The sequence below is a fragment of the Streptomyces sp. CNZ301 genome (assembly GCF_004217425.1).
Map to the genome: position 1 here is coordinate 1,176,167 of NZ_SHLG01000001.1, position 22,399 is coordinate 1,198,565.

Sequence of the window (22,399 nt, forward strand, 5' to 3'; positions counted from 1 at the left end):
CATGGGCAAGGAGATTCTGGTGGCCTACGGGGTCGACGTCGACGCCGTAGGCGGATGGCTCGGGTCCTACGGGGGCGAGGACTCCCCCTGCGACATATCGCGGGGTCTGTTCGCGGGCGAAGTCGCCGTTCCCCGCATGCTGGAGATGTTCCGTCGGGCGGAGTTGCCGACGACCTGGTTCTGGCCCGGTCACTCAGTGGAGACCTTCCCCGAGCAGTTCGACGCCTGCGTCGCCGCGGGCCACGAAATCGGTGTGCACGGCTACAGCCACGAGAATCCGATCGCCATGAGCCGCGAGCAGGAATCCGAGATTCTGGACTACTGCATCGACCTGATCGACCGCCGCTCCGGACGCCGCCCCACCGGATACGTGGCCCCCTGGTGGGAGTTCTCACCGGTGACCAACGAACTGCTGCTCGAGCGCGGCATCAAGTACGACCACTCGCTCATGCACCGCGACTTCGAGCCCTACTACATACGCGTCGGCGACTCCTGGTCGAAGATCGACTACGAGCGCCCGGCTCGGACCTGGATGACGCCTCTGGAGCGCGGCGAGGAAACCGACCTCGTAGAGATCCCGGCCTCCTGGTACTTGGACGACCTCCCGCCGATGATGTTCGTCAAGGCCAGCCCCAACAGCCACGGCTTCGTCACACCGCGGGAGCTGGAGACGATGTGGCGCGACCAGTTCGACTGGGTCTACCGCGAGAACGAGTACGCGGTCTTCACCATGACCGTGCACCCCGACGTCTCCGGCAGGCCGCAGAACCTGCTCATGCACGAGCGGCTGATCGACCACATCAACAGCCACGAGGGCGTGCGCTGGGTGACCTTCGACCAGATCGCCGACGACTTCCTGCACCGCCGCCCCCGTGGATGACTTAAGGGCTGCCTGCTCGACACCCGTCGCACCTTCCCGCGGCCACCACGGTCCGGCCTGTTCTCCGACTTCCCTCTCTTCGTCACCCGCCGCGCCTTTTCGCCAGGCGCGCCCACCACCGTCCCCATGTTGCTCCGGACAGGAGATTCCTCATGCCCGCAGAACCCGACATCCTGCCTCCCGGCGGCCACCCGCTCACCCCACGCATGGTCCGCCGGGTATCCATCGTCTGTTTCCTCGCCTGGGTCTTCAGCGTCTTCGACCACACCCTCTTCGGAACGCTTCTGCCCGAAATATCCAAGGATCTCGGGTGGAACTCCGCGGAGAGCACCGCCGTCGCCACGTGGGTGACGGCCGGCACGTTCGTCGTCTCGCTCGCAGTCGGCCCCATGCTCGACCGACTCGGCCGCAAGCCGTCCCTGATGATCACCACGGCCGGAGCCGCACTGACCTCGGGATTCAGCGCCCTGACAGGTGGCAAGTTGTCACTGATCCTGGTCCGGGCCTTCTCCGGCCTCGGGTACTCCGAGGAGGTCGTCAACAGCGTCTATCTCAACGAGGTCTACGGCCGTAAGGACAAGCGCGGCTTCATGTACAGCTTCGTACAGAGCGGCTGGCCGATCGGCGCCCTCCTGGGCGCCCTCCTCACCGCCGTCTTCCTGCCCGTCGCGGGATGGCGGGGCGTCTTCCTGTTCGCCACCTTCCCTGCGGTCGTCATCGTGTTGCTGGCACGGCTTCTTCCCGAGTCGCCCGTGTTCGTCAACATGCGCCATGTACGCAAGCTGCGTGCCGAGGGACGTACCGACGAAGCCGACAAAGTGGCGGCAGCGGCCGGCATCGACGACGACCGGGCGGGCACGCTGCGGGACGTCTTCGCTCCGGGCCTGCGGCTGCACACGATCAGCCTGAGCGGCGCCTGGCTGCTGAACTGGATGGCGATCCAGGTCTTCTCCGTACTGGGTACCACTGTGCTCATCGAAGCCAAGGGCGTCTCGTTCAACAGCGCCCTGCTGGTGTTGATCCTCGCCAATGCGGCCGGATTCACCGGTTACCTCTTCCACGGATACATCGGCGACCGCCTCGGCAGGCGCACCACGATCATCGCCGGCTGGCTCGTCGGCGGCGTCGTCATGACCGTCATGCTGTACGGGCCGAACGGCTCCGCCTTCGTCATCCCGCTCTATGCGCTCGGGCTGTTCTTCCTCACGGGCCCGTACGCCGCGCTGCTCTTCTACATGGGCGAGTCCTTCCCCGCCCACGTCCGCGGCATCGGTCCCAACACGGCGCACATCATGGGCCCCGTCGGAGCCATCGTCGGGTCGGCGGTGCTGACCGTACTGATCGGCTCCGGAGCGTCCATGACGACGGCGGCGTTCTGCGCCGGCTCCCTCGGCCTGCTCGGCTCCAGCCTGGCGATGCTCGGCACACGCAAGGTCGTGCAGCGCACCGAAGAGCCACTCCCCCCGGCCACTGTCGAAGCAGCCTGAAGAGGAGGCAGGACGATGACCGCCACCGCACACACCACACCACCCCGCGACGACGGCCTGCAGGGCAGGATCGCCGTGATCACCGGTGGGGCGAGCGGCATCGGCCGGGCGCTCGCCCTTGCCTACGCTCGGGCAGGCGCCGTGAGCGTGCTCGGCTACTTCCCCGGCGATCCGCACGACCCGGCGCCGGCCGTGGCGGACGTGGAATCGGCCGGCGGGCAGGCCGTCGCCGTTCCTGTCGACGTCAACGACCCGCAGTCCGTGGACGCTCTGATGGAGGCGGCGTCCGAGAGGTTCGGCCGGGTCGACATCGCGGTGGCCAACGCGGGTGTACTGCGCCGCGCGCCACTGGCCGGACTGACGGACGAGAACTGGGACGAGATGCTCAGCGTGGACCTGACCGGAGTGCTGCGGACACTGCGGTCGGCCGCGGCATCGATGCGAACCGGCGGAGCCATGGTCGCCGTGTCCTCGATCGCCGGCGGAGTCTACGGCTGGGCCGATCACGCACACTACGCCGCCGCCAAGGCAGGCGTACTCGGCCTGGTCCGCTCCCTGGCCGTCGAGTTGGCGCCACGCGGAATCAGGGCCAATTCGGTGATTCCAGGGCTCATCGAGACCCCGCAGTCGCTGGACGCGGAGAACTCGCTCGGCCCCGAAGGACTGCGGGCGGCGGGTGAGCGCATCCCGGCCGGCAGGGTGGGACGCCCCGACGAGGTGGCCCGCGCCATCCGCTTTCTCACCTCCGACGACGCGGCATATGTGACCGGTCGGCAGCTCGTTGTCGACGGCGGCCTCACGGTTCGCTTCCCCGACTGACGGCCGTGCGCGGTCCGTTCGCATCCCGACCTCGACCACAGAGACAAGGTGCACCATGACTTCCACCAGCCCCACAGGCAGTGGCGCCCTGGCCGGACGCCGCTGCCTGGTCACGGGAGCCGCCAGCGGCATAGGCGCCGCGATAGCCGAGGCGTTCGCGGCAGAAGGCGCGGTGCTCGTCCGCACCGACCTCACCGCGGAGAGGCTCGACCCGAACGTACCGGGCACCAGGCACGGCGCCGACCTCACGGACCCGGATGCTGTGACCGCGCTCGCGGGCGCGGTCATCGAGGAACACGGTGGCCTCGACGTCCTCGTCAACTGCGCGGGCATCCTCACTGAAATGCCCTTGGTCGACATGGGCTTGGCGACATGGCAGCAGATGATCGATGCCGACCTCACAAGCGTGTTCCTGACCTGCCGCGCGTTCACACCGTCCATGGTCGAAGCCCGCGCCGGGCGGATCATCAACGTCGCCTCGCAGCTCGGACAGAAGGGCGCCGAAGGCCTCACCCACTACTCGGCTGCGAAGGCGGGCGTCATCGGCTTCACACGCGCCCTTGCTCGCGAGGTCTCCGGGCGCGGGATACTGGTCAACGCGATCGCACCGGGCCCGATCACGACACCTCTCATCGACGGGCTGAGTGCCGAGTGGAAACGGGCCAAAGAGGCCGAGCTGCCCTTGGGGCGCTTCGGGACCGCCGAGGAGGTCGCACCCACGGCCGTACTGCTCGCATCCGACCCCGGCGGCAATCTCTACACGGGTCAGACACTGGGCCCCAACAGCGGCGATGTGATGGCCTAGCCGTGTGCGGAGCATGCGGGAGGCCGAAGACCCTCTGGACCGAGCGCCTCGCGCCGCTGGGCGGTGCGGGAGCCGCCGCTCGCCGCGCCCGTGCCCTGTCGGCGCTGCTGCACGCCTCGGCGGACCCGGCGGCCCGACGAACCAGAGCCGTTGACTGGCACGGCGGTGGCCTTCGCCTTGCGGGGCCCTGGGGCTGGCGCTTCGCGCCTTCCCTGACCGCTGCGGTCGAGGACTTGACGGGTCGCCACGGCCCGCTCGTTCCGACCGCCTCGACCGCTTCGCCGCAACCGGTTCTTCTGACGTTCGACGTGTGGCCGGAGGCTACGGCCGTCTGGTGCGCGGCAGTTGTGGCGGCGGAGCTTCCGCGGCGATCCGAAGTGCTGCTTTGCGCGAGCGGCACCCGTATCACGCTGGCAGCCGAAGGAGTCCACATCGACGGGGATCGGTACGCGAAACCGGCGCTGACCACACTCAGGGGCGGTTCGGAACTCGGCCGTCACTGGGAGGAAGCACTTGCCGCCTTCAGCCGGGCTTGACGTGCCGCGAGGGCGCGGTCCTGCACGCATCGGCCACCCCCGCCCGGACGCCCGTCACCGCCGCCCGCACACCACGGCACCCGCCCCGGTCGGGAGGGGCGGGTGCCGTGGCCGTGAGGTGACCGGCGGGGCCGGAGGGGTCAGACCGCCATGGCGCGGTCGTTGGGTCCGATGGGCGACGGAAGGGCGCTGGCGCCCATGAGGTAGCGGTCGACTCCCTTGGCCGCCGAGCGGCCCTCGGCGATCGCCCAGACGATGAGGGACTGCCCGCGGCCCGCGTCGCCCGCGACGAAGACACCGTCGACGCTGGTGGCGTAGTTGCCGTCGCGTGCGACGTTGCCGCGCTCGTCCAGCTCGACGCCGAACTGCTCGACCAGGCCGTTCTCGCGGTCGACTCCGGTGAATCCCATGGCGAGAGTGACCAGCTGGGCCGGGATCTTCCGCTCGGTTCCGGCCTTCTGCTCCATCTTGCCGTCCTTCATCTCCACCTCGACCAGGTGCAGCCACTGGACGTTGCCGTCCTCGTCGCCCTCGAAGTGGGTGGTGCTGACGGAGTAGACCCGCTCGCCGCCCTCCTCGTGCGCGGAGCTGACCTTGTAGAGCATCGGGAAGGTCGGCCACGGCTGGTTGGGGCCGCGCTCCTCGCCCGGCTTGGGCATGATCTCGAGCTGGGTGACGGAGGCCGCGCCCTGCCGGTGGGCCGTACCGACGCAGTCGGCGCCGGTGTCGCCGCCGCCGATGACGACGACGTGCTTGCCCTCGGCGCTGATCGGGGAGACCGTCAGGTCGCCCTCCTGCACCTTGTTGGACAGCGGCAGGTACTCCATCGCCTGGTGGATGCCGCCCAGTTCACGTCCGGGCACCGGCAGGTCGCGGGCAGTGGTGGCCCCCGCCGCGATGACGACCGCGTCGTGCCGCTTGCGCAGCTTCTTCGCGTCGATGTCGCGGCCGACCTCCACCTCCGTGCGGAACTTGGTGCCCTCCGCGCGCATCTGCTCCACGCGGCGGTTGATGTGCCGCTTCTCCATCTTGAACTCGGGGATGCCGTAGCGCAGCAGCCCGCCGAGCCGGTCGGCGCGCTCGTAGACGACGACGGTGTGGCCGGCACGCGTCAGCTGCTGCGCCGCCGCCAGCCCGGCGGGGCCGGAGCCGATGACGGCGACGGTCTTGCCGGAGAGCCGCTCGGGCGGCTGCGGCGTGACGTGCCCGTTGTCCCACGCCTTGTCGATGATGGTGACCTCGACGTTCTTGATGGTCACGGGCGGCTGGTTGATGCCCAGCACGCACGCCGACTCGCACGGCGCGGGACACAACCGCCCCGTGAACTCGGGGAAGTTGTTCGTCGCGTGGAGCCGCTCGATCGCGGCGCTCCAGTCCTCGCGGTAGGCGTAGTCGTTCCACTCCGGGATCAGGTTGCCCAGCGGACAGCCCTGGTGGCAGAAGGGGATGCCGCAGTCCATGCAGCGTCCGGCCTGCTTGCTGACGATGGGCAGCAGCGAGCCCGGAACGTACACCTCGTTCCAGTCCTTGACCCGTTCCTCGACGGGACGGGACTGCGCGACCTCACGGTCGGTGTGCAGGAAGCCCTTGGGGTCAGCCATTGCTCGCCGCCTCCATCATCTTCTCGTGGGTCTCGGACTCGCTGAGTCCGGCTCGCTCGGCGGCGTCCTTGGCGGCGAGCACTGCCTGGTACGTGGCGGGGATGACCTTGCCGAAGCGCGTGACGGCCGCGTCCCAGTCGGCCAGCAGGGCCTCGGCGACGGTCGAGCCGGTCTCCTCGTGGTGGCGGCGCACGGCGTCGTGCAGCCACTGCTTGTCGGCGTCGTCGAAGTCCTCGTGGCCGAACACGGCGTCCCGCAGGCCCGCGTTGACGTTGTCCGGGTCGAGGTCGATGACGTAGGCGACGCCGCCCGACATGCCGGCGCCGAAGTTGCGTCCCGTCTCCCCCAGTACGACGGCCGCGCCGCCCGTCATGTACTCGCAGCCGTGGTCGCCCACGCCTTCGGAGACGACGAGCGCACCGGAGTTGCGGACGCAGAAGCGCTCGCCCACGCGTCCGCGCAGGAACATCTCGCCGCCCGTCGCCCCGTAGGCGAGGGTGTTGCCGGCGATCGTGGAGAACTCGGCGAGGTGGTCGGCGTCGCGCTCCGGGCGGACCACGATGCGGCCTCCCGAGAGCCCCTTGCCGACGTAGTCGTTGGCGTCGCCCTCCAGGCGCAGCGTGACGCCGCGCGGCAGGAACGCGCCGAAGGACTGTCCGGCGGAACCGGTGAAGGTGAGGTCGATGGTGTCGTCGGGCAGTCCGGCGCCGCCGAACTTCTTCGTCACCTCGTGGCCGAGCATCGTGCCGACGGTCCGGTTGATGTTGCGGATCGCGATGCGGCCGCGCACGGGCTGCGCCTCCTGCGCGGAGTCGGCGGACAGCGCGTCCGCGGACAGCTTGATCAGCTCCACGTCGAGGGCCTTGGCGAGGCCGTGGTCCTGTTCGACGACCTGGTGGCGCACGGCGCCGTCGGGCAGGTCGGGGACGTGCAGCAGCGGCTCCAGGTCCAGGCCCTGCGCCTTCCAGTGGTCCACGGCGCGGGAGACGTCGAGGAGCTCGGCGTGCCCGATGGCTTCGTCGAGGCTGCGGAACCCCAGCTCGGCGAGGAGCTCGCGGACCTCCTCGGCGATGAACTGGAAGTAGTTCACGACGAATTCGGCCTTGCCGTTGTAGCGCTCCCGCAGCACCGGGTTCTGGGTGGCGATGCCGACCGGGCAGGTGTCCAGGTGGCACACCCGCATCATGACGCAGCCGGAGACGACCAGCGGCGCCGTGGCGAAGCCGAACTCCTCGGCGCCGAGGAGCGCGGCGACGACCACGTCACGGCCGGTCTTCAGCTGCCCGTCGGTCTGCACGACGATGCGGTCGCGCAGCCCGTTGAGCAGCAGCGTCTGCTGCGTCTCGGCCAGACCCAGCTCCCAGGGGCCGCCCGCGTGCTTGAGGGAGGTGAGCGGGGAGGCGCCCGTGCCGCCGTCGTGCCCGGAGATGAGCACCACGTCGGCGTGTGCCTTGGAGACGCCGGCCGCCACCGTTCCGACGCCGACCTCGGAGACGAGCTTGACGTGGATGCGGGCCTGCGGGTTGGCGTTCTTCAGGTCGTGGATGAGCTGGGCGAGGTCCTCGATGGAGTAGATGTCGTGGTGCGGCGGCGGCGAGATCAGGCCGACGCCCGGGGTGGAGTGCCGGGTCTTGGCGATCCACGGGTAGACCTTGGGGCCGGGCAGCTGACCGCCCTCGCCGGGCTTGGCGCCCTGGGCCATCTTGATCTGGATGTCGTCGGAGTTGACGAGGTACTCGCTGGTGACGCCGAAGCGGCCCGAGGCGACCTGCTTGATCGCCGAGCGCCGCGCCGGGTCGTACAGGCGCACCGCGTCCTCGCCGCCCTCACCGGTGTTGGACTTGCCACCCAGCTGGTTCATGGCGATGGCGAGAGTCTCGTGCGCCTCCTGGGAGATGGAGCCGTAGGACATCGCTCCGGTGGAGAAACGCTTGACGATCTCGCTGACGGGCTCGACCTCCTCGATGGGGACGGAGGGGCGCTCGTCCTTGAGCTGGAAGAGTCCGCGCAGGGTCATCAGGCGCTCGGACTGCTCGTCGACGCGCTGCGTGTACTGCTTGAAGATGTCGTAGCGGCGTGCCCGCGTGGAGTGCTGGAGGCGGAAGACCGTGTCCGGGTCGAACAGGTGCGGCTCGCCCTCGCGGCGCCACTGGTACTCGCCGCCGATGTCCAGGGCCCGGTGCGCCGGTGCGATGCCGGTCGCCGGGTAGGCCTTGGCGTGCCGTGCGGCGACCTCCTTGGCGATGACGTCCAGGTCGGCGCCGCCGATCTTCGTCGTGGTGCCGTGGAAGTAGGTGTCGACGAAGGACTCGTCGAGGCCGACGGCCTCGAAGACCTGCGCACCGCGGTAGGAGGCGACGGTGGAGATGCCCATCTTCGACATCACCTTCAGCACGCCCTTGCCGAGGGCCTTGATGAGGTTGCGGATGGCCTGCTCGGCGTCCGTGTCGGCGGGCAGGAAGGTGCCGGCACGCACGAGGTCCTCGACGGACTCCATCGCCAGGTACGGGTTGACCGCGGCCGCGCCGTAGCCGATGAGCAGCGCGACGTGGTGCACCTCGCGCACGTCACCGGCCTCGATGAGCAGGCCGACCTGGGTGCGCTGCTTGGTGCGGATCAGGTGGTGGTGCACCGCGGAGGTCAGCAGCAGCGACGGGATCGGCGCCTGCTCGGCGTCGGAGTGCCGGTCGGAGAGGACGATCAGCCGGGCACCGGCCTCGATGGCGGCGTCCGCCTCGTCGCAGATCTCCTTGAGTCGCTCGGCCAGGCCCCTGCCGCCGGTGTGCACGCGGTAGAGGCCGGAGAGCGTCGTGGACTTGAAGCCGGGCAGGTCGCCGTCGGCGTTGATGTGGATGAGCTTGGCCAGCTCGTCGTTGTCGATGACCGGGAAGGGCAGGGTCACGCTGCGGCAGGACGCGGCGGTCGGCTCCAGCAGGTTGCCCTGCGGTCCGAGCGACGAGTGCAGCGAGGTGACCAGCTCCTCGCGGATGGCGTCCAGCGGCGGGTTGGTGACCTGCGCGAACAGCTGCGTGAAGTAGTCGAAGATCAGCCGCGGCCGGTCGGAGAGCGCGGCGATGGGCGAGTCGGTGCCCATGGAGCCGATGGGCTCCGCCGCGGTCTTGGCCATCGGCGCGAGCAGGACGCGCAGCTCCTCCTCGGTGTAGCCGAAGGTCTGCTGGCGGCGGGTGACGGAGGCGTGCGTGTGCACGATGTGCTCACGCTCGGGCAGGTCGGCCAGGTCGATGAGCCCGGCGTCCAGCCATTCCTCGTACGGGTGCTCGGAGGCGAGCTGCTCCTTGATCTCGTCGTCCTCGATGATGCGGTGCTCGGCGGTGTCGACGAGGAACATGCGGCCGGGCTGGAGGCGCCCCTTGCGCACGACGCGGGAGGGGTCGATGTCGAGGACGCCGACCTCGGAGCCGAGGACGACGAGCCCGTCGTCGGTGACCCAGTAGCGGCCGGGGCGCAGACCGTTGCGGTCGAGGACGGCGCCCACCTGGGTGCCGTCGGTGAACGTGACGCAGGCGGGTCCGTCCCAGGGCTCCATCATCGTGGAGTGGTACTGGTAGAAGGCCCTGCGTGCGGGGCCCATCGAGTCGTGGTTCTCCCACGCCTCGGGCACCATCATCAGCACGGAGTGCGGCAGCGAGCGTCCGCCCAGGTGCAGCAGTTCGAGCACCTCGTCGAAGGTGGCGGAGTCGGAGGCCCCGGGGGTGTTGACGGGGAAGATCCGCTCCATCGCCCTGCGCTGCTCGCCTTCCTCGGCGCCGCGTCCGAAGAGCTCCGAGGACAGCTGGGACTCGCGGGCGCGCATCCAGTTGCGGTTGCCCTGCACCGTGTTGATCTCGCCGTTGTGCGCGACGAAGCGGTACGGGTGCGCCAGCGGCCAGCTCGGGAAGGTGTTGGTCGAGAAGCGGGAGTGGACGAGCGCGATGGCGCTGGCGAAGCGGCGGTCGGACAGGTCCGGGAAGAAGGGCTCCAGCTGCCCGGTGGTGAGCATCCCCTTGTAGACGAGGGTGCGGGAGGAGAGCGACGGGAAGTAGATCCCGCTCTCGCGCTCGGCGCGCTTGCGCAGCACGAAGGCGAGCCGGTCGAGCACGATGCCCGAGCGGGGAGCGCCGGTGTCCTTGTCCGCGGTGGCGTCCTTCACGAACAGCTGACGGAAGGACGGCATCGTCGCGCGGGCGCCCGGGCCGAGCAGTTCGGGTGCCACCGGCACCTCTCGCCAGCCGAGGACGCTGAGCCCCTCCTCGGACGCCAGCGTCTCGATCTGTGAGACGGCCTCGGTCGCCTCGGCCTCGCCGGCGGGCAGGAAGGCGATGCCGACGGCGTAGCTGCCGGCCTCCGGCAAGGAGAAGTCGACCGTCTCACGGAGGAAGGCGTCGGGAACCTGGAGCAGCAGGCCCGCACCGTCGCCGGTCTCCGGGTCCGCGCCGGTCGCGCCGCGGTGCTCCAGGTTGCGCAGTACGGTCAGCCCCTGCTGCACGAGTTCGTGGCTGGGTTCACCGGTCAGGGTCGCCACGAAGCCGACGCCGCAGGCGTCGTGCTCATACCGGGGGTCGTACATGCCCTGCTTGGCAGGGTGGGCCGCCTGAAACGATGCACGCATCGGCTCTCCCGTCGTCGTCGTGGCCGGGCTCCCCCGGCGGTGCCTGGGGGGCTGCAGGTCCCCCGGGGTGACCGGAGGGGGTGCCGAGGGACGACGCTGGCCCTCTGCAGAACAAATTTCCATGAAGGTTACATGGTGGACCAGACCTCGGAAAAAAGATGTGTCGTCTCGGGTTGTGGACAGGACGACCACATAGCGATACCGGGAGGTTCGGCCCCCAGGACCTGCGCCGGAGGTACGGATGGCCCCTGCGCAGCAGCACGGTGTGCGGCCCCCTCGCGAGCTTCATTGCCCGCGGGCCTCCGGGCTCTTGCCCCGTTCAGACGGCCTGAAACCGCTGGGTAACAAGAAGATCGTACCGAGGGCGCCGCCGCACCGGCCAGGCGCTCATCCCAGGGCCACCCCGAAGGCGGCACCCAGCCCGTACGTCACGGCCGCCGCCCCGGCGCCCAGCGCCAGCTGCCGCAGTCCGCTGAACCACCACGTCCGCGCCGTGACACGGGCCACCATCGCCCCGCATGCGAAGAGTCCGGCCAGCGCCAGCACCACCGCGAACCACAGCGAGGTCGCCCCCAGCAGATACGGGAGGACGGGTACGGCGGCCCCGGCGCAGAACGACAGGAACGAGGAGATCGCGGCCGTCCTCGGCGAGGGCAGATCACCGGGGTCGACCCCCAGTTCCTCGCGGGCGTGCGTCTCCAGGGCCTGCTCCGGATCCTCGTGGAGCTGGCGGGCCACCTCCATGGCGAGCCCGGCCTCGACCCCGCGCGACTCGTAGACGGCGGCCAGTTCCTTCAGCTCGTCCTCGGGGTGCCGTTTCAGCTCGCGCCGCTCGACCTCCAGTTCCGCCTGGACCAGCTCACGCTGCGAGGCGACGGAGGTGTACTCGCCGGCGGCCATCGAGGAGGCGCCGGCCACGAGGCCCACGAGGCCGGAGATGGCGATGATCCGGCTCGAGGCGGAGCTGCCGGCGACGCCCGCCACGATTCCGAGGTTGGAGACGAGTCCGTCCATGGCACCGAAGACGGCCGGCCGCAGCCAGCCGCCGTTGATGTCCCTGTGGGTGTGGGTGCCGTCCTCACCGCGCGCTGTGTTCCGCTCCATGACCGCCATGTCCGCTTCCTCCCGACGCGGGTGGAGCCGTCGGCGGCGCCACCTCCAGCCCTTCGAAGGTATGCGCGGAGTGACGGGGGCCGCCAGCAAGGAAGGCCGAACTTACCTGGTGAGAAGCCTGGGTTCTGGGCGAACCGCGAGCGCGGGGTTGACGCCCCCTCTCCGTAACCGCAGGATTCCCGTCCGTGGCTGCAACCGTTTCCAGTTCCGGCGCCGGGCCGGCCGTGCGCCGCCTCGCCGGGACGGGCCGCCGCCCCGCCTTCCGACGCGCTACGCCCTCACGGACGGGGGAGGCGGCCCGGTGAGCGTCACCGCACGCGGCGCTTCCGCGCGCCGGAAAGGAGCCGGCACCCCGCCGCCCAGGTCCGCGCCGGAGCGCCGGAGAGCCCTCGGGCTGGACCGGGACGGGTGGTTCCTGCTGCTGCCCGCCCTGCTGCCGATCCTGCTGCTGAGTGCGGGGCCGCTGCTGTACGGACTCTCGCTCGCCTTCACCGACGCCCAGTCCGGCCGTACGGCGGTGACCAAGTTCACGGGCCTGGCCAACTTCGCGGACCTGCGGCTGGATTCCCTCTTCTGGGACTCCTTCAGAATCGGCCTCGTATGGGCCGTCTCGGTGACGGCGCTGCAGTTCCTGCTGGGGCTCGGCCTGGCCGTCCTGCTCAACCAGAACCTCCGCTTCCGCTGGCTGGCCCGTACGCTCGCGCTCGTCCCGTGGGCGATGCCGGAGGTCGTCGTCGGCGTGATGTGGCGGCTCGTCTACAACCAGGACGCCGGCATCCTCAACGCCACGCTGCGTGACCTGCGTCTGATCTCGGAGAACGCCGACTGGCTCGCCGGTGCCTCCCTCGCCCTTCCGGCGGTGATCGTGGTGGGCGTATGGGCGGGGATGCCGCAGACCACCGTCGTACTGCTGGCCGGGCTGCAGAACGTGCCGCAAGAGCTCCACGAGGCCGCCGCGATCGACGGCGCGAGTGTCTGGCGCCGCTTCGGAACGGTCACGTGGCCGGTGCTGAAGCCCGTGGCGCTGGCGATCACCGCCCTCAACTTCATCTGGAACTTCAACTCCTTCGGCCTGGTCTATGTCCTGACCGGCGGAGGCCCGGGCGGCTCGACCCGGCTGCCGATGCTCTTCGCGTACGAAGAGGCCTTCCGCTACGGGCAGTTCGGCTACGCGGCCGCGATGGGCCTGGTGATGGTCGCGGTCATCGCCGTGCTGCTGGCGGTCTTCCTGCGCAACCGCCTGAAGGAGGACGACCGGTGAGAACCTCCCGGGCGGGCGCCGCGCGCGCCGGCCAGTACCTGGCGCTGGTCTGCTATCTGGTCTTCCTCGCCTTCCCGCTCGTCTGGCTGCTCTCCACGGCCTTCAAGTCCCCGCAGGAACTGGGCTCCGTGGACGCGTCCTGGCTTCCGCGCGACCCCTCCCTGGACAGCTTCAGTGCCGCCTTCGGGCAGCAGCCGCTGGCGCGTTCGGCGCTCAACAGCCTGATCGTGGCCTCCTGTGCGGCGGCGATATCGGTGGCGGTCGCCGTGCCGGCGGCGTACGTGATGGTCAGATACCGCTCGGCGGTCGGCAAGGCGGCGACGGGCTGGATCCTGGTCAGCCAGATGTTCCCGTTCGTGCTGGTGATCATCCCGCTGTTCCTCGTGCTGAAGAGCCTCCACCTCATCAACTCCCTCACGGGCCTGATCCTTGTGTACGTGGTGTGGAACCTGCCGTTCGCGCTGTGGATGCTCCAGGGCTACGCACGTGCCGTGCCCGCATCGCTGGAGGAGGCCGCCGCGATCGACGGCTGCGGGCGTTTGCGCACCCTGCGCAGCGTGGTCCTTCCGCTGCTCGCACCGGGACTGGTGGCGACGGTGATGTTCTCCTTCGTCACCGCCTGGAACGAGTTCTTCTTCGCCCTGGTCCTGCTCAAGTCCCCGGAGAAGCAGACGATGTCCGTGATCCTCACCCACTTCATCGGCGCGGAGGGCGCTGCCGACCTGGGACCGCTCGCCGCGGCCGCGCTCATGGCCACCCTCCCGAGCCTGCTGTTCTTCGCGCTGCTCCAGCGGCGCCTCGTCAGCGGCATCATGAGCGGGGCGGTGAAGGGCTGATGCGCCGTCGCGCCTTCCTCACCACGGCCGCCGCGGCGGCAGGCGCGCCGGTCCTGACCGGCGGCTGCGCGGGCGCCCCCCGCGACTCGGGGCCGCTGGAGTACCTGAGCCTCGCCTGGCAGAAGGAGTCCATCGAGGTCAACAAGGCGCTGGTGGCCGAGTGGAACGAACGGAACCCTTCGGTGAAGGTCCGCTATGTGCAGGGCGCCTGGGAGAGCGTCCACGACCAGCTGCTGACGTCCTTCGAGGGCGGCGAGGCACCCGACATCATCCACGACGAGGCAGGAGACCTCACGGACTTCGCCCACGGCGGCTACCTCGCGGATCTGCGGCCACTGCTGCCCGAGGACCTCAAGAGCCAGATCTCGCAGGCCAATTGGGACACCGCCACCATCGCGGGCGGCATATACGGCGTACCGTTCCTGCACGATCCGCGGGTGCTGATCGCCAACCGGGAGCTGCTGGAGAAGTCCGGCGTGCGCATGCCCACGGTCCGGCGGCCCTGGAGCTGGGAGGAGTTCGAGGACGTCGCGAGGGAACTGACCCGTTCCCGGGGGCACAGCCGCACGTACGGCGTCGCGTGGTCCATGAAGGAGCCCGTCAACCAGTCCGTGAACCTCACGTTGAGCACCGGCGGCGCAGTCTTCCACCGTGAGCACGGCAAGGACGTCATCCGCTTCGACGAGGCCGACTCCCGCGTCGTCGAACTGATACACCGGCAGGTCAACGAGGACCGCACGGCGGCCAGAAGCAGCCTCGGCATGGCCGGCTCCGAGACCCTTCCGGGCTTCTTCGCCGGGCGGTACGCGATCGTGCCGCTCAACTTCTCCTTCCGGCAGCAGATCCAGCAGCAGGCCCCCGACGGATTCGGATGGGTGACGCTGCCGATGCCCGTGGGCCGCGGCGCTCCGGGCGGTGGGCGGTTCCAGGGAGTCAGCCCGCAGACCCTGTCCGTCTCGCAGGACACCTCGCGGAAGAAGACGGCCATGGCGTTCATCGCGTTCATGACCCGCCCTGACCACATGGCGCGCCTCGCCGGGGGAGACTGGCTCGTGCCCACCGGACGTGAGGCGCTGCGCGACCCCGCGCTCGACACCGGCGAACACGGCTGGAGCACCGGGCTCCGCATCGCCTCCGGCCTGCGGGCGTCCCCCGTGCTCGGGGTACGCGGCTATCCCGAGTGGAAGGACAAGGTCGCCACACCCGCCTTCCAGGAGTACTACGCGGGCAGCATCGGCCTGCGCGAGCTGCGCGGCAAACTCGTGGACGACGGCAACCGCATCCTCGCCAGATACCAGCGCTGAAGCCGCCCCGTGCACCCGCTCCACCGCAGCACCCGCACCACGGCGCACAAGTCACAAGCACAGAACGGCACCCGCACCATGAGCACAGCCCCCGCCTCCTCCCCGTTCTTCCTCTCCCCTTGCCTGCCCCCTGCCCCGGAGCCTCCGCCCGGCCGAACCGGCAGGCACCGCGGCCGGTTCCGGGCGGGACACGGCTTCGACGCCACCGCCACCGCCACCGCCTTCGCCTTCGCCTTCGCCTTCGACGCTCTCGCCGCCTGACCCCGCGACCTCGCACCCCCGCCCGTCCCCGGACCGACAGGAGACTCCCGTACCGTGACCTCGCCCACGACGCCACCCGCCAAGTCCCCGTGCTCACCCGCGATCGCGGTGCTGGGCAGCACCAACATGGACCTCGTCGCCTACGTCGCGACCGCGCCGCGCCGGGGTGAGACCGTCACCGGCCGCGCCTTCCGCACCGTCCCCGGCGGCAAGGGCGCCAACCAGGCGGTCGCGGCGGCACGTTCGGGCGGCTCGGTCACGATGATCGGCGCCGTCGGCGACGACGACTTCGGCGTGCGCCTGCGGGCGGCCCTCACCGCGGACGGTGTCGGCACGGACGGTCTGCGCACCGTCGAGGGCGAGTCCGGCACCGCGCACATCGTGGTGGACGACGAGGGAGGCAACGCCATCGTGGTCGTGCCCGGCGCGAACGGCACCGTCGACGGCCTCGCCGACGGCGACGAGCAGCGCATCGCCGCGGCCGACGCGCTGCTCCTCCAGCTGGAAATCCCTCTGGGCGGCGTCCTCGCGGGGGCACGCACGGCACACGACCACGGTGTGCGCGTCATCCTCACTCCCGCCCCCGCGCAGCCGCTGCCCCCCGAACTCCTTGCCGTCACCGATGTATTGGTCCCCAACGAACACGAAGCTGCCGTGCTCACCGGCAAGTCCGACCCGTACGAGGCGGCGTCCGAGCTGCTCGCCCTCGTGCCCGAGACCGTCGTCACCCTCGGCGAGAAGGGTTCGCTGTACGCCGTGCGGGACGCCGAACCGGTACACGTGCCCGCCCGCCGCGTGAAGGCCGAGGACACCACCGCCGCCGGCGACACCTTCGTGGGGGCGCTGGCCGTCGCCGTCGGGGAGGGGCGGGCGATGCCGGACGCCCTGGCATGGGCCTCGGCGGCGTCCGCCCTGTCCGTGCAGCGCCCGGGCGCATCCGCGTCCATGCCGCACCGCACCGAGACCGACGCGTTCGCCGCAGGCGCCTGACCGGACAGGCGCCCCACGGTCCGGCCGGTGGCCGGCCGGACCGGCCGCCGGGCCGTGGGTCGCCGCACGCGCGCGGCGGTACCCGCTCCCCGCCGCCCTTCGTGCCTCGGCACGTGCCCGACGGGGACGGGCCCGCCCGGCGCCCGGTTCTGCACAGAGCGCCGGGACCAAGGCGGAGATCACCGCGCGAGCGCTTGCCGCCCCACGCATCAGCGCCGCGGCCCGGCGGTCAGGAGACCGGGGCCGCGGCAAAGGTCAGGAAGGCCGTACCGCCCGGGGCGTGGCGCTCCCCGCGCTGTCCGGCGACGGCTCGCGGACGGGAGACGGCCGCCTGAAGGCGGGAGACGCCGCAAGGCGGCGGCGCAGTCCCTCGCGGGGCGCCCTCCCGGGGTGCCCTCGCAAGGCGTGCCGCCGCCGAGCCGTCCTCTCCGGCAAGCCCGCGTCGGCGCGCATCACGCGCCAGGCCCGCGGGAGCGGGGCGTCAGGATGTTCCGCTGGAACTCTCCGGGGCGGACACGGCGGACGTCCGACCGCCACCGCTCCCATCGGCCTCGTCCCCCGGCCCCTCCGCGGAAGCGGACGTGGCGGGAACGCCTGCCTTCTCCGCGGCCCGGCCGCCGGAGGATGTGCCGTCGCCGGAGGGCTCCGGCTCGACGATCTCCTCCCGCCCGGGATGCTTGCGCGCAGAGATCACGATGCCGACCACGGCAGCCACGAAGACGACGAGCGAGGTCCAGTCGTTCAGCCGCAGTCCGGCGATGTGGTGGGCGTCGTCGACGCGCAGGTACTCGATCCAGAACCGGCCGACGGTGTACGACGCGATGTACAGCCCGAGGACGCGGCCGTGCCCGAGCTTGAAGCGCCGGTCCGCCCAGATCACCAGCGCCGCGACGCCGACGCACCACAGGGACTCGTAGAGGAACGTCGGGTGGTACGTGGCCAGGCTGGGGGTGTCGACAGGCCTGTGCTGGGCGTCGATCTCGACCGCCCAGGGCAGCTCCGTGGCACGCCCGTACAGCTCCTGGTTGAACCAGTTGCCCCAGCGGCCGATGGCCTGCGCGAGCGCGACCCCTGGGGCCACCGCGTCCGCATACGCCGGGAGCGGGATGCCCCGCCGACGGCAGCCGATCCATGCGCCCAGGGCCCCGAGTGCGACGGCACCCCAGATGCCGAGACCGCCGTCCCAGATCTTGAAGGCGTCGAGCGGGTTGCGGCCCTCGCCGAAGTAGAGCTGGTAGTCGGTGATGACGTGGTAGAGACGTCCGCCGACCAGACCGAACGGCACGGCCCACACGGCGATGTCCGCGACCGTGCCGGCGCGCCCGCCGCGCGCCACCCAGCGGCGGCCGCCGAGCCACACGGCGACGAAGACGCCGATGATGATGCAGAAGGCGTAGCCGCGCAGCGGAACCGGACCGAGGTGAATCTCGCCGGCCGAGGGGCTGGGGATGAATGCAAGGATCTCCATGGCCTTCCCGACGCTACCCTGCACTGCCTCGCCATCGGCAATGCACCCTGTGCAACAGCTCCATAACGGCCGATCGGCGCACGCCCCGGACCCGGCGTCCTGTCAGGTTCCGCGCGGCCAGAAGGCCGGCCCCGCCCGGGCCTTGGCCCGGACGAGACCTTCGCCACATCAGAGGTCCGGGACCACGCCCGGGGAGGACGCCGGGCCTCAGCCCTTCGCCAGGACCTTCTGCTTCAGCGAAGCCGGGGTGAGGGGCTCGCTGCCGCCGTAGACGTTCTCCCCGTCGAGCAGCACCGTCGGCGTCGACTGATGGCCCGACTTCTTGAAGGCGTCGCCGGTCTTCTTCACCCAGTCGTCGTGCGTGCCGCCGGTGACGCACTCGCGGAAGTCCTTGCCCTTCAGGCCTGCCTTTCCGGCGAGGTCGAGGAGCCGTTCACTGCTGGCGAAGGCGTCGTTCTGCTCCGGGGGCTGGTTGCTGAAAAGGACGTCGTGGAAGCGCTGGAAGGTGCCCTCGTCCTCGGCGCACGCCGCCGCGTTCGCGGCACGGTGCGAGCCCTTGCCGCCCAGATTGTCGTCGATGATCGTGACGAGGTGGTACTCGGTCCTGAGCTTGCCCTGCTTCTCCAGGGCCCGGATCGTCGGGCTGAACTGCTTCTCGAACTGTCCGCAGGCCGGGCAGCGGAAGTCCTCGTAGACGGTGAGTTTCGCCGGTGCGTGCTGCTTGCCCACGGCGATCGGCTTGGCGTCGGCAGGCCCCTCCCCGGAGGTCTGCTGGGCGACCAGGGCACCCACTCCGGCACCGAGGGCCAGCACCGCGACGACCACTCCCGCGACCTTGAGCTGCCTGCCCCGTTTCTGGGACGCCTGCCGGCGCCGCTGCTCGTCCCGCAGGCGCTCCGTGGCGGTGCGGTTCCCCTCTTGGTGTGCTGCGTTCTTCTTCTGGCTCTTCACACCGTGAGCCAACGAACGGGAGACCCCACCGCCTGCGCGACCGCCCCGCGTTTCGCCCGAAAGAGCGAGACGCGGGGCGGCGGAGACGCAAGGAGCCGGTGGCCCGGGGCCCGTTACCCGGCGGCCCGGCGCCGCACTCCCGCGGCGAGTTCGGCCGCCAGCTCCCGTACGTCCTCCAGCCCGGCCCCGAGGTCGTCCGGGTGGGCCAGCAGCTTCTTGACGAAGGCCGAACCGACGATGACACCGTCCGCGAAGGCGGCGACCTCCTCGGCCTGCGCCGCGGTGGAGACGCCGAGCCCGACGCAGACCGGCAGCTGTGTCGTGGCCCGTGTGCGCTCGACGAGCTGCTGCGCCTCACGCCCCACGGACTCCCGGGTGCCGGTGACGCCCATCAGTGAGGCCGCGTAGACGAAGCCGCTGCCCGCCGCCGTGATCTTCGCGAGCCGCTCGTCCTTGCTGCTGGGAGCCACGACGAACACCGTTGCCAGCCCGTACTGCTCGGCGGCCTTGCGCCATCCCTCGGACTCCTCCACCGGCAGATCCGGCAGGATGCAGCCGGCGCCGCCCGCCGCGGCGAGTTCGGCGGCGAAGCGGTCGACACCGTAGCGGTCCACGGGATTCCAGTACGTCATGCACAGGACCGGCTTGCCCGTGGCGGCGTGCGCGTCGCGCACGGTGCGCACGACGTCGGCGATGCGGACGCCGCCACGCAGGGCGATGTCGTCGGCGGTCTGGATGACGGGGCCGTCCAGCACGGGATCGCTGTGCGGCAGGCCCACCTCGACGATGTCGCAGCCGCTTTCGAGCAGCGCGACGCACGCCTCGATCCCGCCGTCGACCGTCGGGAACCCGGCGGGCAGATAGCCGACGAGGGCGGCGCGGTTCTCCGCGCGTGCCCCGGCCAGGACCCTCTCCAGCAGCTCGATGCCGCCGCTCGCCGCGGTGCCGGCGCCGCTGTCCGCTGCCGTTGCCGTTGCCTCGGTGCTCACTGGTCCGCCCCCTCGTCGTACAGGCCGAAGTAGCGGGCGGCGGTGTCCATGTCCTTGTCGCCGCGCCCGGAGAGATTCACCAGGATCAGCCCGTCCGTGCCGAGTTCCCTGCCGAGCTCGAGCGCCCCGGCGAGCGCGTGTGCGCTCTCGATCGCCGGGATGATGCCCTCGGTCTCGGACAGCAGCCGCAGGGCGCGCATCGCCTCGTCGTCGGTCACGGGCCGGTAGTCCCCGCGTCCCGACTGTTTCAGATACGCGTGCTCCGGGCCGATTCCCGGATAGTCCAGGCCCGCGGAGATCGAGTACGGCTCGGTGATCTGCCCCTCGTCGTCCTGGAGTACGAAGCTGCGCGATCCGTGCAGGATGCCCGGCTCGCCGACGGAGAGCGTGGCGGCGTGCTCCCCGGACTCCACACCGTGCCCGGCCGCTTCGAGGCCGACCAGCCGGACGTCCTCGTCGTTCAGGAACGCGTGGAAGAGCCCGATGGCGTTGGAACCGCCGCCGACGCATGCGGCGACGGCGTCCGGCAGCCGCCCGGCCCGCTCCAGGATCTGACGGCGCGCCTCCACGCCGATGACCCGGTGGAAGTCCCGTACGAGCTGCGGGAAGGGGTGGGGGCCCGCGACCGTGCCGAAGAGGTAGTGGGTGCGGTCGACGTTAGCGACCCAGTCGCGGAACGCCTCGTTGATCGCGTCCTTGAGGGTGCGGCTTCCGGAGGCGACGGGCACGACCTCGGCGCCGAGCATCCGCATCCGCGCCACGTTCAGCGCCTGGCGCTGCGTGTCGATCTCGCCCATGTAGATGGTGCATTCGAGGCCGAAGAGCGCGCAGGCGGTGGCGGTGGCCACGCCGTGCTGGCCGGCGCCGGTCTCGGCGATGACGCGGGTCTTGCCCATGCGCCTGGTCAGCAGGGCCTGACCGAGCACGTTGTTGATCTTGTGCGAGCCGGTGTGGTTGAGGTCCTCCCGCTTGAGGAAGACCCGGGCGCCGCCCGCGTGTTCGGCGAAGCGCGACACCTCGGTCAGCGGACTGGGACGGCCGGTGTAATTGACCATCAGGTCTTCGAGTTCGGCGATGAACGCCGGGTCGGCTTTCGCCTTCTCGTACTCGACGGCCACCTCGTCGACTGCGGCGACGAGCGCCTCGGGAATGAACTTGCCGCCGAAGGCGCCGAAATAGCCTCCGGGATCGGGGACCCGGCCCTCGGGGTCGGGGACAAAGTAGTCGGACATCCGACGTGCTCCTCGTGAAAGTGCAGACGTGCTGCGGAAGTACGGATGGGTCACCGCTGTACGGGCGCTGCCGCACCCGTACGCCATCGGCGGCCGTTGATCTGGCCCGGCTCACAGCCGATGTGGTAACGCACCCGCCGTCCGTGCACGCGTCGCGCCGGCGCCCGGCACCCGCGCGGGCGGCAGCCGCGCGCCAGCGCAGCGTACGGACCGCGCGCCTGCCGACGCTGTTCACAAGGTTGGGGTCTTCCCAGCCCGGAGGGCGAGGGGAAGGTCGTGCTGGAAGTCATGCGGAGGTCAGCCCCTCCCGTGCCCGTGCCGCAGCGCGGGGTGCGCCCCGGCGGCGACGAGGTCGGCGACTGCCGTCTTCGGGGCCTTGCCGGTCACCAGCGACTCGCCGACGAGCACCGCGTCGGCGCCCTCGTTGGCGTAGGCGATCAGGTCGTGCGGCCCGCGGACTCCCGACTCCGCGACCTTGACGATGTGATCGGGGATCTCCGGGGCGATGCGGCCGAAGTTGCCGCGGTCCACCTCGAGCGTCTTGAGATTACGCGCGTTGATCCCGATGACCCGCGCCCCGGCGTCCAGCGCACGCTGGGCCTCGTCCTCGTCGTGCGCCTCGACGAGGACGGTCAGCCCGATCGACTCGGCGCGCTCGATGAGGGAGACGAGGGCCTCCTGCTCCAGCGCCGCGACGATCAGCAGCACCACGTCCGCACCGTGCGCGCGTGCCTCCCACAGCTGGTAGGAGGAGAAGATGAAGTCCTTGCGCAGCACCGGGATGTCGACCTTGGCCCGCACGGCCTCGAGATCCGCGAGCGAGCCGCCGAAACGCCGCTTCTCGGTGAGGACGGAGATGACGGAAGCGCCGCCCGTCTCGTAGTCGGCGGCCAGAGCGGCCGGGTCGGCGATCGCCGCCAGCGCGCCCTTGGAGGGGCTGGAGCGCTTGACCTCGCAGATGACCCTGACGCCCTCGCCCTTCAGGGCCGCGACGCCGTCCCTGGCGGGGGGACCCGCGGCGGCACGCTCCTTGAGCTCGTCGAGGCTGACGCGCGCCTGCCGCTCGGCAAGGTCTTCACGCACGCCTTCGATGATCTCGTCGAGCACACTCACCGAGTGGCCTCCTTCGGGTCGGGTCGGCCTCCGCGAGACGGGCGGGGTACCGGTCAGATCGGGCACTGCGATGCTATCGGGCGGGAGCCGGAGGACTCGCATCCGCCTGGCGCCAATCCCACATTCCGGACAAAACGGCCCACT

Annotated in this window: 18 protein-coding genes; 9 read left to right on the plus strand and 9 right to left on the minus strand. The window is 70.7% G+C overall.

Going from position 1 to position 22,399, the window contains the following annotated elements:
• Position 1 precedes the first annotated feature (1 nt).
• The 4 genes from EV375_RS05320 to EV375_RS05335 all read left to right on the plus strand — a co-directional run bounded on the left by EV375_RS05320 (position 2) and on the right by EV375_RS05335 (position 3,991).
• On the plus strand, positions 2-880 hold the full coding sequence (locus EV375_RS05320) for a polysaccharide deacetylase family protein (RefSeq protein WP_130298418.1): 879 nt from the start codon (positions 2-4) through the stop codon (positions 878-880).
• Positions 881-1,032: 152 nt separating this feature from the next.
• Positions 1,033-2,367 carry an MFS transporter gene (locus EV375_RS05325; RefSeq protein ID WP_130298419.1) on the plus strand — a complete coding sequence of 445 codons (1,335 nt, stop codon included), beginning with the start codon at positions 1,033-1,035 and terminating at the stop codon, positions 2,365-2,367.
• A gap of 15 nt (positions 2,368-2,382) precedes the next feature.
• Positions 2,383-3,186 carry an SDR family oxidoreductase gene (locus EV375_RS05330; protein ID WP_130298420.1) on the plus strand — a complete coding sequence of 268 codons (804 nt, stop codon included), beginning with the start codon at positions 2,383-2,385 and terminating at the stop codon, positions 3,184-3,186.
• Positions 3,187-3,241: 55 nt separating this feature from the next.
• Positions 3,242-3,991 (plus strand): SDR family oxidoreductase, encoded by a 750-nt coding sequence (locus EV375_RS05335; RefSeq protein WP_130298421.1) that lies wholly within the window; start codon positions 3,242-3,244, stop codon positions 3,989-3,991.
• A gap of 676 nt (positions 3,992-4,667) precedes the next feature.
• Here the strand turns inward: EV375_RS05335 and EV375_RS05340 are convergent.
• The 3 genes from EV375_RS05340 to EV375_RS05350 all read right to left on the minus strand — a co-directional run bounded on the left by EV375_RS05340 (position 4,668) and on the right by EV375_RS05350 (position 11,850).
• The gene (locus tag EV375_RS05340) at positions 4,668-6,128 is read right to left on the minus strand and encodes a glutamate synthase subunit beta (protein WP_130298422.1); all 1,461 of its coding nucleotides are present in this window, start codon (positions 6,126-6,128) and stop codon (positions 4,668-4,670) included.
• Entirely contained in the window at positions 6,121-10,737 is a 4,617-nt protein-coding gene (gene gltB / locus EV375_RS05345; RefSeq protein ID WP_486588296.1) for a glutamate synthase family protein, read from the minus strand. The genes EV375_RS05340 and gltB overlap by 8 nt, the downstream gene beginning before the upstream one ends.
• 387 nt (positions 10,738-11,124) lie before the next feature.
• Positions 11,125-11,850: a VIT1/CCC1 transporter family protein gene (locus EV375_RS05350; protein ID WP_130298423.1), complete on the minus strand. Its 726-nt coding sequence runs from the start codon at positions 11,848-11,850 to the stop codon at positions 11,125-11,127.
• 301 nt (positions 11,851-12,151) lie between these two features.
• Here EV375_RS05350 and EV375_RS05355 point away from each other — a divergent pair, with 301 nt between their 5' ends.
• The 5 genes from EV375_RS05355 to rbsK all read left to right on the plus strand — a co-directional run bounded on the left by EV375_RS05355 (position 12,152) and on the right by rbsK (position 16,502).
• Positions 12,152-13,111 carry a carbohydrate ABC transporter permease gene (locus EV375_RS05355; RefSeq protein ID WP_130298424.1) on the plus strand — a complete coding sequence of 320 codons (960 nt, stop codon included), beginning with the start codon at positions 12,152-12,154 and terminating at the stop codon, positions 13,109-13,111.
• The gene (locus EV375_RS05360) at positions 13,108-13,947 is read left to right on the plus strand and encodes a carbohydrate ABC transporter permease (protein WP_130298425.1); all 840 of its coding nucleotides are present in this window, start codon (positions 13,108-13,110) and stop codon (positions 13,945-13,947) included. The genes EV375_RS05355 and EV375_RS05360 overlap by 4 nt, the downstream gene beginning before the upstream one ends.
• Positions 13,947-15,251 (plus strand): extracellular solute-binding protein, encoded by a 1,305-nt coding sequence (locus EV375_RS05365; RefSeq protein ID WP_130298426.1) that lies wholly within the window; start codon positions 13,947-13,949, stop codon positions 15,249-15,251. The genes EV375_RS05360 and EV375_RS05365 overlap by 1 nt, the downstream gene beginning before the upstream one ends.
• 78 nt (positions 15,252-15,329) lie before the next feature.
• Complete coding sequence (locus EV375_RS05370; protein WP_130298427.1) at positions 15,330-15,512, plus strand: hypothetical protein; 183 nt, start codon at positions 15,330-15,332, stop codon at positions 15,510-15,512.
• A 54-nt stretch (positions 15,513-15,566) separates the two neighbouring features.
• The gene (gene rbsK, locus EV375_RS05375) at positions 15,567-16,502 is read left to right on the plus strand and encodes a ribokinase (RefSeq protein WP_486588297.1); all 936 of its coding nucleotides are present in this window, start codon (positions 15,567-15,569) and stop codon (positions 16,500-16,502) included.
• 481 nt (positions 16,503-16,983) lie between these two features.
• Here rbsK and lgt read toward each other — a convergent pair whose 3' ends face one another.
• The 6 genes from lgt to trpC form a co-directional block, all read right to left on the minus strand.
• Positions 16,984-17,970 carry a prolipoprotein diacylglyceryl transferase gene (lgt, locus tag EV375_RS05380; protein WP_130298428.1) on the minus strand — a complete coding sequence of 329 codons (987 nt, stop codon included), beginning with the start codon at positions 17,968-17,970 and terminating at the stop codon, positions 16,984-16,986.
• Between the two features lie 207 nt (positions 17,971-18,177).
• Entirely contained in the window at positions 18,178-18,921 is a 744-nt protein-coding gene (locus EV375_RS05385) for a DsbA family protein (RefSeq protein WP_486588298.1), read from the minus strand.
• A 113-nt stretch (positions 18,922-19,034) separates the two neighbouring features.
• Entirely contained in the window at positions 19,035-19,847 is an 813-nt protein-coding gene (gene trpA / locus EV375_RS05390) for a tryptophan synthase subunit alpha (RefSeq protein WP_486588697.1), read from the minus strand.
• A gap of 59 nt (positions 19,848-19,906) precedes the next feature.
• Positions 19,907-21,142 carry a tryptophan synthase subunit beta gene (gene trpB / locus EV375_RS05395; protein ID WP_130298430.1) on the minus strand — a complete coding sequence of 412 codons (1,236 nt, stop codon included), beginning with the start codon at positions 21,140-21,142 and terminating at the stop codon, positions 19,907-19,909.
• A 50-nt stretch (positions 21,143-21,192) separates the two neighbouring features.
• Positions 21,193-21,432: a tryptophan biosynthesis modulator TrpM gene (gene trpM / locus EV375_RS29555; RefSeq protein ID WP_486588299.1), complete on the minus strand. Its 240-nt coding sequence runs from the start codon at positions 21,430-21,432 to the stop codon at positions 21,193-21,195.
• A 7-nt stretch (positions 21,433-21,439) separates the two neighbouring features.
• A complete protein-coding gene (gene trpC, locus EV375_RS05405; RefSeq protein WP_130298431.1) occupies positions 21,440-22,255 on the minus strand; it encodes an indole-3-glycerol phosphate synthase TrpC in 816 nt (271 codons plus the stop codon).
• Positions 22,256-22,399: the final 144 nt, after the last annotated feature.

Coding starts and splice junctions, on each gene's coding strand:
- EV375_RS05320 (WP_130298418.1), top strand. CDS start 2: ATGGGCAAGGAGATTCTGGTGGCCTACGGGGTCGACGTCGACGCCGTA.
- EV375_RS05325 (WP_130298419.1), top strand. CDS start 1,033: ATGCCCGCAGAACCCGACATCCTGCCTCCCGGCGGCCACCCGCTCACC.
- EV375_RS05330 (WP_130298420.1), top strand. CDS start 2,383: ATGACCGCCACCGCACACACCACACCACCCCGCGACGACGGCCTGCAG.
- EV375_RS05335 (WP_130298421.1), top strand. CDS start 3,242: ATGACTTCCACCAGCCCCACAGGCAGTGGCGCCCTGGCCGGACGCCGC.
- EV375_RS05340 (WP_130298422.1), bottom strand. CDS start 6,128: ATGGCTGACCCCAAGGGCTTCCTGCACACCGACCGTGAGGTCGCGCAG.
- gltB (WP_486588296.1), bottom strand. CDS start 10,737: ATGCGTGCATCGTTTCAGGCGGCCCACCCTGCCAAGCAGGGCATGTAC.
- EV375_RS05350 (WP_130298423.1), bottom strand. CDS start 11,850: ATGGCGGTCATGGAGCGGAACACAGCGCGCGGTGAGGACGGCACCCAC.
- EV375_RS05365 (WP_130298426.1), top strand. CDS start 13,947: ATGCGCCGTCGCGCCTTCCTCACCACGGCCGCCGCGGCGGCAGGCGCG.
- EV375_RS05370 (WP_130298427.1), top strand. CDS start 15,330: ATGAGCACAGCCCCCGCCTCCTCCCCGTTCTTCCTCTCCCCTTGCCTG.
- lgt (WP_130298428.1), bottom strand. CDS start 17,970: ATGGAGATCCTTGCATTCATCCCCAGCCCCTCGGCCGGCGAGATTCAC.
- trpB (WP_130298430.1), bottom strand. CDS start 21,142: ATGTCCGACTACTTTGTCCCCGACCCCGAGGGCCGGGTCCCCGATCCC.
- trpM (WP_486588299.1), bottom strand. CDS start 21,432: ATGACTTCCAGCACGACCTTCCCCTCGCCCTCCGGGCTGGGAAGACCC.